Raw genomic sequence first — 11,846 nt, 5'->3', positions numbered from 1 at the left:
GCAATCGATATTATACGTTGAATAGGAAATGCATGACGTCGCCGTCGGCAACGACATACTCTTTGCCTTCAAGGCGCGTTAATCCTTTTTCCTTGGCGGCTTTCATAGATCCGCTATTGGTAAGGTCCGCATAGGACACGACCTCGGCGCGAATGAATCCCCGTTCGAAGTCGGTATGGATGACGGCTGCCGCTTGGGGAGCCTTCGTTCCCTTGCGAATGGTCCATGCCCGAACTTCCTGTACGCCCGCCGTAAAATAGGTATAGAGGCCAAGCAATTTATACGACGCGCGGATGAGACGGTCTAAGCCGGATTCGGTCAAGCCGAGCTCCTCGAAGAACATCTCCTTATCCTCGCCCTCAAGCTCGGCGATCTCGGACTCTACTTTCGCGCTGATATACACCACTTCGGAGCCTTCCGCAGCCGCGAACTCGCGAACCTTCTGGACGTAAGGATTGCCGTCGGCATTAGCCGCTTCGCTCTCGCTTACGTTAGCCGCGTACAGCACGGGCTTCATCGTCAGCAAGTGAAGATCGCGCACGATATGCTTCTCTTCGGCGGATAGCTCAACGGTTCGAGCTGCTTTCTCCGCCGTTAGGGCAGCATGCAGCCGCTCCAGAACCTCCAGCTCTTCGGCAACCTTCTTGTCGCCGCCCTTAAGGCCTTTGCGCGTACGCTCCATCCGTTTCTCGACGGAGTCGATATCCGTGAGGATCAGCTCGAGGTTGATGACCTCGATGTCATTGATCGGATCGATCTTACCCGAGACATGGGTAATATTCTCATCCTGGAAGCAGCGCACGACGTGAACGATCGCGTCTACTTCGCGGATGTTGGCAAGAAACTTGTTGCCGAGTCCTTCTCCGCGGCTAGCGCCCTTCACCAATCCCGCGATATCCACGAATTCAAACGCGGTAGGCACGATTCTGTTCGGATTTACAATATCGGCAAGCTTCTGAAGACGCTCATCCGGCACTTCAACTACGCCGACATTCGGGTCGATGGTGCAGAACGGATAGTTGGCCATCTCCGCTCCCGCTTGAGTGATTGCATTAAACAAGGTGGACTTCCCTACGTTGGGCAGCCCTACAATTCCGCACGACAGTGCCATTGATCTAACACTCCTGACTCCTTGCGATCGATTCCCGAGGCACGCTCGTTACCGATCGTCAAGCTGTTCAATTCTCACGCCATTATAACGGAACTACGAGGTAACGTCCATATCCATAAACCTAATGGCATTCATTGCAAGTCGAGCTGCTCGTCCATTTCATCCGGATCGAGGGCCTTCAACGCTTCCTTTGGCACCGTTATGGCAGCTGTAGCATTGTGCTTGTTATAAGTACCCGCCAACGCTTGGCTGACGACGGTCTTCCTGCCCGGTTCCAGCTCAATCGTGAAATCCGATTCTATGCGGTAAGAAAGCGGCCAATGCTTCTCGGCATCCAGATTCATGCTTACCTTGAGCTTCCGTAAGGCTAGACTGCTCTTGATTTCCGTTTCCGTTCCGGACAAGCCCAATGTGCTTCCGAGGACTCTCGCGACAAACGACGAAGCCTCCTCACCGACCCCCTCGTAGTTCACGGAAATCCTTTTTTCGTTAGGCTCGACCGCCAACGCATTCCCAAGCGCCCGAATATTTTGAAGAGCTTTCTTCGGATCCACCTGAAAATCGGACAGAGTCGCCACGTTCTCCGCGGCAACCTCCTTGCCCAGCTTGTTCCACTCCTCATATTCGGGTAGATACATATAATAGGCATCCGGCACGACGATCGCGCGAAGAGTGGACTTCTCTCCATCGATATCGCTCTTAATCGTTTGATCCAGCTTCAGCGGACTCCGTTCGACGCGGCCTTGCATATCGATCTTTACGTTGGACCGATCCTCATCGCTTTCCCCGCTAAGCTGCTGGTTTAAATGCAGCTCGAAAGCGTAATTCGCCATTTGCCCGGCTGCCGTTTCGGCTTTATCCAGCCACTCCGTTACGGAGGAAGTCGGTCCGGCAGTCGGTGAAGCAGGGCCTGGCGCATCAGCCGTGCATCCTGCAGTAAGACACAATATTGCCGCCAGCAGAACTAACCTGGAATAATATCTATACCCCTGACGATAATTTTCATGAAAAACCATGATGGGATACCTCCTTGCGGATAACGTAAAGGGGGATTGCGCAAAATGACCTCGAAGAGAGGAGGGATACCTATGGAAAACAAATCGCACAAAGGAAATTATAAAGGAACGACGCATATGAAGGCGAAAAACCAAGACATGGCGTACGTCAACGATACGCTGGAAAGAACCAAGACCGTCGCTCCCGTGCCAACGATTCGTAAAGAAACGGATTAAGCCGCAGCTCCCCTTGCGAACTATTTAGACGCACGGCAGCCCGAACTCGCGCGCAACCGTCCCCTGAGGGCGGGCTGCTTGCCAGCTCGGGCTGCAATCCGATATAAACCTAATCGTCCTCCAATTTAACATACCCAGAATGTCGGGCAAGAACGCATTAAACGTTAACCCACGCGTCCGTGTCGTATCCTCTTTGTTCCCAATACCCGATATGCTCCTTGTCGATGAGCTCGATTCTGTCCAGCCATTTTACGGACTTATAGGCGTACATCTTCGGGACGATTAGGCGCACGGGGCCGCCATAGTCCCGGTGGATCGGCTTGCCGTCATGCAACACCGCCACCAATACATCATCCATATTGGCTTGCTCCAGAGTCAGCGTATCTGTATAAACCCCGTCCCCGGAATAGAATTTAACGTGTTTAGCCGTCGATTTTACTCCAGCCTGCTTCAACAAGGCGGATAACGGGATGCCTTCCCACGTGTTCTTGTATACCGACCACCCCGTCACGCAATGGAAATCGCTGACTTGAACCGTGCGAGCCAAGGCGAGGAACTGCTCCCAATTCCAATTAGCCGGTTTTTCGACAAGCCCGTTAATCGTAAAGCTCCAGGTAGCGGAGTCGAATGTCGGAAGAGGGGTTACGGTGTATACTTGAAAACGACCCTTGGCTCCCCCTCCGACCACGTTAACGGAGTCGGGCAACGGTGTCGGATTCGGAAGCATCCGATTCGTTTCGTCGGACACTTCTTTCATTCCGCCCGGTACGCCGGTCAATGAGCTCCCCGCGTTAGACGTAAGCCATCGGAAGAACGTGGGGGCGACCGCCACCGTCAATGCCGCGCCTAATGAATACTTCAGAAACTGGCGACGATTGATCCAGGGTGCAGGTTCTTCTCTCGAACTTCCGGAATGCGCCGCAATTTCGGGAGTACGCGGTACCGGAACCGACGAATCCTCCGAGGTTTTTATGGCCCGCCGTTCTGGCTTCTTCATCCATTTGATCCTCGTTACGGAATGATAAATGATGTACGGTACGCCTACGTACGTTAATAAGTCGTGAACGAGCAACGCTCCGTTGGCCCACTCCGGAGGGAATCTGCGGATTTGCCACAAGACGATACCCGAGAGGAGCCAGCCGACGAGCAACGCCATAACGAAGCTCAGGTTCCCCTTCTGCTTCGGGCGCTGCCTGATTTGCTTCAGATGACGCTTCATCAAAGGAATATAAAGCAGTATCAGCACACCGGACAGAACGCCGAGAATGATATGAATTTGCTTGACGGGATTGCGGAAGTGCCCATCCAGCCAGCCTCTAACGGCCCCCCATGCCAACAGCAGCCCCGTAATCGTCAGAATAAGCACGATCCATCCGTTCCAACGGTGCAAATCCGCCAACTGCCTGCCGAAACCCGGCTTCCGTCCGCTCATACAGACTCCTCCTTCGAATGGTTAGTTTCCGCCCTGGGAACAGTGAACCAGAAAACGCTGCCTCCCTGTGCAGCAGGCTCTACTCCTATTTTTCCCCCTTGCCGTTCCACTAGGGACCGTGCAATGGCGAGCCCAAGCCCCAAGCCGCTTCCGTCCCTCTTGCGGCTTAGATCCGTTCGGTAGAAACGGCGAAAGATCTTCTCCCGGTCTTGCTGGGCGACTCCTTCCCCTTCATCCCGTAACCGAATGATCCACTCGCTATCCGAATGGATTTCCGCGGATAACGCTAGGGATCGGCCTTCAGGAGAATGCCTGATCGCATTCTCCAATAAATTGCCCAATATTCTTCTTAAGCTGGTCTCCGCCGCCATGACTACGGGCGATGGCTCCGGAAGCGAGACTTCTACCTGGAGCCGTTTATTGTCCAGACTCGGCGCGTAGACTTTCAAAGTCTGAACGAGCACGTCCTCCAGGCTAACCCTATGGGGAACAAATGGCTCCTCTCCGGCGTCGATCCGGGAAAGCTCGAACAAATCCTGAACCAATGCGCCTAAGCGTATCGATTCCATGCGAATAGTCCGCAGGTAATTCGCGAAATTCTCCTCATCCTGGACGACGCCGTCCTGAAGTGCCTCCGCGTGAGACTGCAACAGAGCCAGCGGCGTCCTTAAGTCATGCGCCACGTTTGCCACTAGCTCGCGCCGGGACGCTTCGGCTTGCCGAATTCGTTCGAAGCTTCCTTTCAACTGTCGACTCATCGTATTAAAGCGTTCCGCGAGCTGCCGGAATTCCTTCGGCCCGACAATCGGAACCTCTGCACCGAGCGTGCCCGAAGCAATTTCCCCCGATGCATCACCTATCCGTATTACGGATTGTTCCAACGGACGGATCATGGCGAAATGCAATACGAACGACAAGAGACCAGCCACCAAGGTTGCTCCCCCAAGCCACAAGAAAGTCGAGGCGTCAAGCAGCATCCGGCTATAACAGAAAAACAACAGTCCCAAAATTACGGCTATGCTTATCGCGTTGACCAGCAGTAGATAGGTTCTGAGCTTTACGGGAAAATGTCTCATCCTGACGCTTTCCCTTCGAATTTATAGCCGATGCCCCACACGGTTTTGAGAAATTGCGGCGACGAGGGCTCTGCCTCGATCTTCTCGCGCAATCGTCTGATATGCACGGTGACCGTCGTTGTATCGCCATCGAAATCGATATCCCATACTTGGCTTAACAACTGATTGCGGGAAAAGACCTGTCCCGGATGACGCACGAATAAATGGAGTAGGTCGAACTCCTTCACCGTAAGTTCCACTTCCCGTCCTCTTACCGTTACCCTTCGTCCGGAAGGGACAACCGACAAGCCCTCGAAATGCTTTTCCGGTTCTTGTTGAGGAGGAACGGGCTCCAGGCCGGTCTGCCTTTGGCCATCTGAAGAATGCTGTACATTTGCGCGACGCAACAAATTCCTAACTCTTAATACGAGCTCGCGAGGGCTGAACGGCTTCGTTAAGTAATCGTCCGCTCCTAATGTTAACCCAAGGATTCGATCGCTCTCTTCCCCTCTGGCCGTCAGCATGATGATCGGGATATCTTCCTGATGGCGAATGACGGCGCACACGTCCCAACCTGAACTGCCGGGCATCATTAAATCAAGAATGGCAAGCGCAGGTCGATGCTGCTCCCATTGCACAAGCGCTTCATTCCCATCATTAGCGACAAGCACCTCATACCCTTCGCGCTCGAGATACCTTCTGCAGACGTCGGTGATATCCCGCTCGTCATCGGCGACCAGCACCTTAACAACCGCCATTCTTCCCTCACCGCCAACTTAGAATTCAATATCCAAATTATAGCACAAGGGCGGTCAATTCCGGGGAGTCGGCCGCATAGAGAATTACTTACTTTCCTTCATGTCACCTTCCATCATTTTGTCGTCGTTCTTCATCGAAGCTGCCGGGGATTCCATAGACGGGCTTGGGCTTTTTTCCATGTTGTCCCCGTTATCGTTGCCGCAAGCAGCCAGAAGACTGCTTAACAACGTTAGCATAGCCGCTACATTGATTAATTTTTTCATTCCGCTAAGCCTCCTAGTTATCTATTCCTAGAAAGCATACTTGCCGAATCTAACTCATCCCTAACGAAGATGCTAAGACGTTCTTAAACTTTTCTTACGAATGTATTACGTATTTTACGTTGAACAAAAGTTGAAATCACAGCATTTTCCACCGGAACATCTTGGCTTCTTCTGCGTCTAAACAAGTACATCATTGCAAGGAGGAATAAATCATGCGAAGAATGTACCCGCTTCTAATAGCGGCCCTTCTCGCTCTCCTGCTCGCCGGCTGCGGAGCCAAAACAGATTCTGCCGGAACAGTCGTTGTTCCGAGCTCACTACCATCCGCCGATTCATCCTTTGGGATTGAACCTACCGTCAAATCGAGCAGCGAAGCTTCCGCAACGCCAAGCGATCGTACCCCATCCGATTCCAAATCAACGGATTCGCCGGACGATGCCGAATTGAAAGACGTCGCCCAAGAAGTCGTTGAATTATTGCGCGAGAGAGACTTGGGTTCGCTAGTCCAATGGATCGATCCCGAGTTAGGCCTGCGCTTCTCTCCTTACTCTCATATGAATCCCGACTCCGACCTCGTCTTCAAGCCGGATACTCTCCCTACCTTCAAGGATGCGAAAAAGCTGAAATGGGGAACGGCGGACGGAAGCGGCGAGCCTATCGAGCTTTCGTTCCGGGAATACTACGAGAAATTCGTCTACGACAAGGATTACGGAGACGCTCCTAACGTTAGCGTCAATAAAATCCTGGGAACCGGAAACGTCGAATTCAACGGCACCGAGGTTTACCCGAACGCCTCATACGTTGAGTTCCATTATCCGGGCTTCGACGAGAAGCTCGAAGGGATGGATTGGGAGAGCTTAATTCTCGTCTTCGTTCCCTCGCAAAACGATCGGAAGCTGGTAGCCATCGTACACGGCCAATGGACGATCTAAAATTTTTGACGAAAAAAGGTTGAGCCGGGTGTTACCCGCTCAACCTTTTGTCATGCGCTTTTATGCCGTGATTGTATGAAAAAAAAACCGCAAGCCGTCTGAGAAGACGACTTGCGGTGTCCGTTTATTCCGGCTTACATGTAGTTTTGGAGCTTTGCCTTCAGGGATTCTTTGCTTTGCAGGCCGACAAGCTTGTCAACCGGTTGACCGTCTTTGAACAAGATCAAAGTCGGAATGCTCATAACTCCGAATTGGCTTGCGAGCTCAGGCTCTTCGTCCACGTTCACCTTCGCGATCGTCGCCGTGCCTTTCAATTCCTCGGAAAGCTCCTCAACGATCGGAAGCTGAATTTTGCAAGGTCCGCACCACGGTGCCCAGAAATCCAGCAAGGAAACTCCTTGCGCCACGTTCTCAGTGAAATTGTCTTTTGTAATTGCAACTGCCATAAGACATCTCTCCTATCCAAAGTGAAATAATGTATTAAACCTATGATGATCGGGTACTTCTAATTACCCGCTCCACCCCATGTAAAACTTAAGTGCTACGCTCTAGCTTTCGCCGTCAGACGCGACAGCATCTGCCCGATCGTAATCGATTGGAAATACGTCTCCAATTGCTGATCCGCCCCGCAGAACACGGCGTTCATGACTTCGCCCATGTTGGAGCCTACCAGACAGTCCGCGTTCGGATCCCCGCTGCACCAACTAGGAGCCAGCGATCCCGCGGCCAAAGCGCGATAAACGTCCGCCAACGTCATGTCCCCCGGTTCGCGGATTAGCCGGTAACCGCCTCCGGAGCCTTCCCGCGTATCCACGAAACCGTTCTTGCGCAAGCAACTCATGACCTTGCGTACCCGGACGGGATTCGTGCACACGTTGGACGCGATCTCCTCGCTCGAGGCCATGCCATCGGGACGATGCGCAAGGAGAACAAGGCTGTGGACAGCTATGATGAATTCACTGTTCATTCGATAAGCCTCCCCGGTGGTTACTGTAATAATATCTGTTACAGTTGGAAATGTCAAGGGGGTGCCACGTCTCGTATTATTTCATTTCGGGCCTGTATTTATCCGTCGGTAAGGGATTCTTTACAATAGGATGTTATCCGCATCCTGTCTCAGAAATTGATTTGATCCGGATCCGCCCCGAAGCGCCTGTTCTCGTTCAGCGCATCGATTCGGTTCATATCCTCGGGCTCCAGCTCGAAGTCGAATACATCCGCGTTCTCTTGGATTCGTTCTTCTCGTACGGATTTCGGAATCGTAACTACTCCAAGCTGCAAATGCCACCTTAAAATGATCTGCGCCGCAGTTTTACCGTACTTGCCGGCAAGTTCCCCGATCAGCGGCAGATCGAGACGGCCTTGCATAAGCGGACGCCAAGATTCAAGCTGAATACCTTCCTTGCGGCAAAAGGAGAATAACTTCTTCTGGGTAAGCAGGGGGTGAAGCTCCACTTGATTCACCATCGGCTTGATGCGGCATGTCCCCATCAAATCCTCGAGGTGGTGAATATTGAAATTGCTAACGCCGATCGCGTGCACCAGCCCTTGATCGTAAAGCTCCTCCAGCGCGCGATAGGACTCCTTATACAAACCCGCGACCGGCCAATGGATCAGATAGAGATCCGCGTAATCCATCTCTAACCGTTGTAAGCTGCTTCGGAATGCTTGATGAGTATTGTCGTAGCCTTGCTCGCTGTTCCATACTTTCGTCGTGACGAAAACTTGCTCGCGCGGTATGCCGGAAGCTCTAATGGCTTCCCCTACTGCTTTCTCATTCTTGTACATAGATGCCGTATCGATACTGCGGTAGCCTGCCTCCAGGGCGGCTGCTACCGCGTTCTTGGTTTCCTTGCCGTCTTCGGCGCGCCAAACCCCGAGTCCGAGCCGCGGCATTTCCACGCCGTTAAGCAGCTCCGCCGTCGAATCTATCGTTAACTTCACTCCAATTCCCTCCTGCGATTCGGCCTGTTTTTCTACTCATCCATTTTATCATCGATGGTTCGTCGCCGCACATTGAATGCCGCGTTGTAGTCTGCCATACTTAGAGCACAGTTGTTATTTCATTATGAGGTGATCCGATGAAAATTGATGTGTATTCCGATATGGTATGTCCTTGGTGCCGAATAGGCAAAAAGAATATGAGCGACGCGATCGAAACATGGAGCGAGCAATCCGGTCAGACGGTGGAAGTCAGTTACCATGCCTACCAATTAGATCCTTCGCTGCCGCCCGAAGGCTTGCCCTTCAATAGCGTCATGGAGAAAAAAATGGGCGGGGCCGAGCGACTTAGACCGATGATGCAACGGGTGACCGATGCAGGAGCAGCCGTTGGCGTTACTTTCAACTTCGACAAGGTCGAGCGAATGCCGAATACCGTTCTCGCGCACAGGATAACCGCTCTCCTTCCGGAAGAGGATGAGGTATATTGGATAGACGCGGTCATGAAAGCTTATTTCGAAGACGGGCGGGATATCGCCAAGCTCGACGTTCTGATGGAGATCGCCGCAGAATTGGGACTCGATGCAGATGAGGCTAGGCGTCATCTCGAAGCCGGGGAAGGTCTTGAATACATTAAGAAAGACCAAGAATCCGCCAAGGCGTTAGGTATCTCCGGTGTACCGTTCTTCATCATTAATAACAAATACGCGCTCTCCGGCGCTTATCCGTCCGCTCAATTCCTGGAAGCGTTCAAGAAGATTTCTCAGGAGAAGTAGAATTCGACGACAACATCGTCTCGGATGCGGAACGAAGCGTCTGCAGGAATACTTCCATCGTCCGCGTACGAAGATCGCCGTTACGCAACAGGACATGAAAGCTTCTCTTGAACGGAAGACCTTCTATATTCAATACCTTCAAGGAGCCGAGCCCGAGCTCTTTGCGAAGCGCCCAGCGCGATTGCAAAGTGACGCCGAGCCCGGCTTCTACCGTTTCCTTGATCGATTGGGTGCTCCCCATCTCCATCAGTCGCGATGGCTGAATGGCAAGCTCCGCGAACATTTTATCGGCAGCCGCCCGGGTTCCCGATCCTTGCTCCCTGACCAGCCATGTCTGCTCCTCCAGTAACCGAAGCGGAATCGGTGAGACATTCGCAAGCGGGTGCCGAGCCCCTGCCGCTACGTACATTTCGTCCTCCGCCAGCTTCTCTACGCTTAGACCGCTGCCGATTTCCTCTCCTTCCACGATGCCGACGTCCAGCACGCGGTTACGAACCTGTTCCGCAATATCGGCCGTATTCCCGATTACGACCGCCGGACGAATATCGGGGAATTCCGTATGCAGCCTCGCCAAGGTAAGGGGCAGTACATATTCTCCGAACGTATAGCTAGCCCCAACAGACAGCGGACCGCCCGTATAGTGCATCAATTCGTCCACCATTTCCTGCATTTTGCGATATAAGCCCCCGATTTCCTTGGCATGATGGAGTACGATTTCCCCGGCTTTCGTCAACGTCACGGATTTGTTGTTGCGTTCCAACAACCTGACCTTAAGCCTTTCCTCCAATGCCCGAATATGTTGACTTACCGCAGGTTGCGTCATATGAAGCCGCTCCGCCGCGCGAGAGAAATTGCGAGTATCCGCCACCTCCGAGAAAACGATTAGGGATTGGTCCATTTGAATTCATCCATTCATTAGTTTTTACTTACCATAGATATAATTATAATTAATTTTTCTTATAAAACAAACCGACGTATGCTGAACATAAGGTTCGAATGCATCGGAGGAATCAGACATCATGCTTGCAAAAATAAAAACTTCACCCACGATCGCCTCTCTCCCCACTGTTCACTCCCGAATATATGGCATAATATTCACGCTAGCATTTGCATTGGGAGGATGGGGATTGTCCTTGTTGCCCGGGCTTGACCGTTTCGGCCCGCTCGCATGCGCTTTGCTGCTTGCCGTTGCCTACCGTCACCGGTTTAGATATCCGCTCACGATCGAGAGCGGCATCCGATTCTCCTCCGGAACCTTGCTGCGCCTTGCCATCGTCTTATTCGGATTGAAGCTGAACATAAGCCATGTCCTGATACAAGGACTTCCCTTGCTTGTTCGAAGCGGCGGCACTGTCATCTTTGCTATGGTTGCTGTCCTTCTTGTGGGGCGATGGCTTAAAGCGGATCGCAAGTTAACGCTCCTGCTTGCCGTCGGGACCGCGATCTGCGGGGCTGCGGCGGTTGCCGCGGTATCCCCTTTGCTCAGGTCCAAGGAGGAGGATTCCGCTATAAGCGTCGGCATGATCGCGATGATTGGAACGGTATTCGCGGTAATGTACATGCTAATTCAGCCTTGGTTGCCCATGGGTGCAGAAGCTTACGGCATATGGTCGGGACTAACCTTGCACGAAATCGCGCATGTCGCCATGGCTGCGGCGCCCGCGGGGCCAGATGCCATGACGGACGCATTGCTTGCGAAACTATGCAGAGTCGCCCTGCTTATTCCGTTATGCTTGGGTATCGTAAGCTTATCAAAGATTCGTGCCGGCACGAGAACGGAAGACGTTCAACACGGCGCCGGAACGCGACGGAGTGCATTCCCATTCCCTTGGTTCCTCCTAGGCTTTGTTGCCACGAGCTTATTCGGAAGCTATGCCATGCCATATATCCTTCCCAATCCAGCAGAATTATTGAACGGATTATCCACCGCAACGACGTTATTGCTCGGAATGGCTATGGCTGGGCTTGGTTTTAACGTGAGTCTGCGCGATTTCCGAGCGCGTGCGATGCGGCCGCTACTTGCTACGCTGATTGCATCGTTGCTGCTTTCGGGGTTAACATTCATTACATTTTGACACTCCACACGGCTAAAGCCGTGGGATTCTTAGCTAGTTGGTACGTCCGCAGTCCGTTTCCGGTTTGGACAACTGCTAAGTTTGAGGCTGTGCCATCAGCCAATCCTAAGACAGTGCGTATAGCATCTTAGGCTGACAGACTTTTACCATCTGCCATAGGTTGTCGCATGATATTGATTGCGCCAACCCGATCACGGTGTGCGTGAAACCCGCATGAACACCTATACGTTCGGTCCATTGCCTTGTTTCGCTTCGCACAAATGGGGCAAG

At 52.5% G+C, this 11,846-nt stretch carries 15 protein-coding genes; 4 read left to right on the top strand and 11 right to left on the bottom strand.

Annotated elements, in window-relative coordinates; translation table 11 throughout:
- Positions 1 to 10: 10 nt before the first annotated feature.
- Positions 11 to 1,111, bottom strand: a complete 1,101-nt coding sequence (gene ychF / locus E2980_RS06000) for a redox-regulated ATPase YchF (protein WP_135151241.1) — start codon at positions 1,109 to 1,111, stop codon at positions 11 to 13.
- 131 nt (positions 1,112 to 1,242) lie between these two features.
- A complete protein-coding gene (locus tag E2980_RS05995) occupies positions 1,243 to 2,127 on the bottom strand; it encodes a DUF6612 family protein (RefSeq protein WP_135151240.1) in 885 nt (294 codons plus the stop codon).
- 72 nt (positions 2,128 to 2,199) lie between these two features.
- On the opposite strand from E2980_RS05995, the gene E2980_RS24110 reads away from it, so the two are divergent.
- Positions 2,200 to 2,343, top strand: coding sequence for a hypothetical protein (locus E2980_RS24110; protein ID WP_167747002.1), 144 nt, complete (start codon positions 2,200 to 2,202; stop codon positions 2,341 to 2,343).
- Positions 2,344 to 2,500: 157 nt separating this feature from the next.
- On the opposite strand, the gene E2980_RS05990 is transcribed toward E2980_RS24110, so the two are convergent.
- The 4 genes from E2980_RS05990 to E2980_RS05975 form a co-directional block, all read right to left on the bottom strand.
- A complete protein-coding gene (locus tag E2980_RS05990) occupies positions 2,501 to 3,775 on the bottom strand; it encodes a molybdopterin-dependent oxidoreductase (protein WP_135151239.1) in 1,275 nt (424 codons plus the stop codon).
- Positions 3,772 to 4,851: a sensor histidine kinase gene (locus E2980_RS05985; RefSeq protein ID WP_135151238.1), complete on the bottom strand. Its 1,080-nt coding sequence runs from the start codon at positions 4,849 to 4,851 to the stop codon at positions 3,772 to 3,774. Before E2980_RS05985 ends, E2980_RS05990 begins: the two co-directional genes overlap by 4 nt.
- Positions 4,848 to 5,588, bottom strand: coding sequence for a response regulator transcription factor (locus E2980_RS05980; protein WP_135151237.1), 741 nt, complete (start codon positions 5,586 to 5,588; stop codon positions 4,848 to 4,850). Before E2980_RS05980 ends, E2980_RS05985 begins: the two co-directional genes overlap by 4 nt.
- Before the next feature lie 84 nt (positions 5,589 to 5,672).
- Positions 5,673 to 5,852: a hypothetical protein gene (locus tag E2980_RS05975; protein WP_135151236.1), complete on the bottom strand. Its 180-nt coding sequence runs from the start codon at positions 5,850 to 5,852 to the stop codon at positions 5,673 to 5,675.
- A gap of 212 nt (positions 5,853 to 6,064) precedes the next feature.
- On the opposite strand from E2980_RS05975, the gene E2980_RS05970 reads away from it, so the two are divergent.
- Positions 6,065 to 6,784: a hypothetical protein gene (locus E2980_RS05970; protein ID WP_135151235.1), complete on the top strand. Its 720-nt coding sequence runs from the start codon at positions 6,065 to 6,067 to the stop codon at positions 6,782 to 6,784.
- Positions 6,785 to 6,918: 134 nt separating this feature from the next.
- Here E2980_RS05970 and trxA read toward each other — a convergent pair whose 3' ends face one another.
- The 3 genes from trxA to E2980_RS05955 form a co-directional block, all read right to left on the bottom strand.
- Positions 6,919 to 7,230 (bottom strand): thioredoxin, encoded by a 312-nt coding sequence (trxA, locus tag E2980_RS05965; RefSeq protein ID WP_135151234.1) that lies wholly within the window; start codon positions 7,228 to 7,230, stop codon positions 6,919 to 6,921.
- A gap of 95 nt (positions 7,231 to 7,325) precedes the next feature.
- Positions 7,326 to 7,751, bottom strand: a complete 426-nt coding sequence (locus E2980_RS05960; protein ID WP_135151233.1) for an RrF2 family transcriptional regulator — start codon at positions 7,749 to 7,751, stop codon at positions 7,326 to 7,328.
- A 149-nt stretch (positions 7,752 to 7,900) separates the two neighbouring features.
- Complete coding sequence (locus tag E2980_RS05955; protein WP_135151385.1) at positions 7,901 to 8,680, bottom strand: aldo/keto reductase; 780 nt, start codon at positions 8,678 to 8,680, stop codon at positions 7,901 to 7,903.
- 185 nt (positions 8,681 to 8,865) lie between these two features.
- Between E2980_RS05955 and E2980_RS05950 the strand changes: the two genes are divergently transcribed.
- Positions 8,866 to 9,501, top strand: coding sequence for a DsbA family oxidoreductase (locus tag E2980_RS05950; RefSeq protein ID WP_135151232.1), 636 nt, complete (start codon positions 8,866 to 8,868; stop codon positions 9,499 to 9,501).
- Here E2980_RS05950 and E2980_RS05945 read toward each other — a convergent pair.
- Positions 9,476 to 10,399: a LysR family transcriptional regulator gene (locus E2980_RS05945; protein ID WP_135151231.1), complete on the bottom strand. Its 924-nt coding sequence runs from the start codon at positions 10,397 to 10,399 to the stop codon at positions 9,476 to 9,478. The genes E2980_RS05950 and E2980_RS05945 overlap by 26 nt on opposite strands.
- A 121-nt stretch (positions 10,400 to 10,520) precedes the next feature.
- Here E2980_RS05945 and E2980_RS05940 point away from each other — a divergent pair, with 121 nt between their 5' ends.
- The gene (locus tag E2980_RS05940; protein WP_135151230.1) at positions 10,521 to 11,576 is read left to right on the top strand and encodes a YeiH family protein; all 1,056 of its coding nucleotides are present in this window, start codon (positions 10,521 to 10,523) and stop codon (positions 11,574 to 11,576) included.
- 127 nt (positions 11,577 to 11,703) lie between these two features.
- On the opposite strand, the gene E2980_RS05935 is transcribed toward E2980_RS05940, so the two are convergent.
- Positions 11,704 to 11,838 (bottom strand): zinc ribbon domain-containing protein, encoded by a 135-nt coding sequence (locus E2980_RS05935; RefSeq protein WP_420808614.1) that lies wholly within the window; start codon positions 11,836 to 11,838, stop codon positions 11,704 to 11,706.
- Positions 11,839 to 11,846: the final 8 nt, after the last annotated feature.

This window comes from Cohnella luojiensis (assembly GCF_004564235.1).
GTDB classification, from domain to species: domain Bacteria; phylum Bacillota; class Bacilli; order Paenibacillales; family Paenibacillaceae; genus Cohnella; species Cohnella luojiensis.
The sequence above is the reverse complement of the archived record's forward strand: the minus strand, read 5'-3'. Positions and strand labels throughout refer to the sequence as shown.

Coding starts and splice junctions, on each gene's coding strand:
- ychF (WP_135151241.1), bottom strand. CDS start 1,111: ATGGCACTGTCGTGCGGAATTGTAGGGCTGCCCAACGTAGGGAAGTCC.
- E2980_RS05995 (WP_135151240.1), bottom strand. CDS start 2,127: ATGGTTTTTCATGAAAATTATCGTCAGGGGTATAGATATTATTCCAGG.
- E2980_RS24110 (WP_167747002.1), top strand. CDS start 2,200: ATGGAAAACAAATCGCACAAAGGAAATTATAAAGGAACGACGCATATG.
- E2980_RS05990 (WP_135151239.1), bottom strand. CDS start 3,775: ATGAGCGGACGGAAGCCGGGTTTCGGCAGGCAGTTGGCGGATTTGCAC.
- E2980_RS05985 (WP_135151238.1), bottom strand. CDS start 4,851: ATGAGACATTTTCCCGTAAAGCTCAGAACCTATCTACTGCTGGTCAAC.
- E2980_RS05980 (WP_135151237.1), bottom strand. CDS start 5,588: ATGGCGGTTGTTAAGGTGCTGGTCGCCGATGACGAGCGGGATATCACC.
- E2980_RS05975 (WP_135151236.1), bottom strand. CDS start 5,852: ATGAAAAAATTAATCAATGTAGCGGCTATGCTAACGTTGTTAAGCAGT.
- E2980_RS05970 (WP_135151235.1), top strand. CDS start 6,065: ATGCGAAGAATGTACCCGCTTCTAATAGCGGCCCTTCTCGCTCTCCTG.
- trxA (WP_135151234.1), bottom strand. CDS start 7,230: ATGGCAGTTGCAATTACAAAAGACAATTTCACTGAGAACGTGGCGCAA.
- E2980_RS05960 (WP_135151233.1), bottom strand. CDS start 7,751: ATGAACAGTGAATTCATCATAGCTGTCCACAGCCTTGTTCTCCTTGCG.
- E2980_RS05955 (WP_135151385.1), bottom strand. CDS start 8,680: ATGCCGCGGCTCGGACTCGGGGTTTGGCGCGCCGAAGACGGCAAGGAA.
- E2980_RS05950 (WP_135151232.1), top strand. CDS start 8,866: ATGAAAATTGATGTGTATTCCGATATGGTATGTCCTTGGTGCCGAATA.
- E2980_RS05945 (WP_135151231.1), bottom strand. CDS start 10,399: ATGGACCAATCCCTAATCGTTTTCTCGGAGGTGGCGGATACTCGCAAT.
- E2980_RS05940 (WP_135151230.1), top strand. CDS start 10,521: ATGCTTGCAAAAATAAAAACTTCACCCACGATCGCCTCTCTCCCCACT.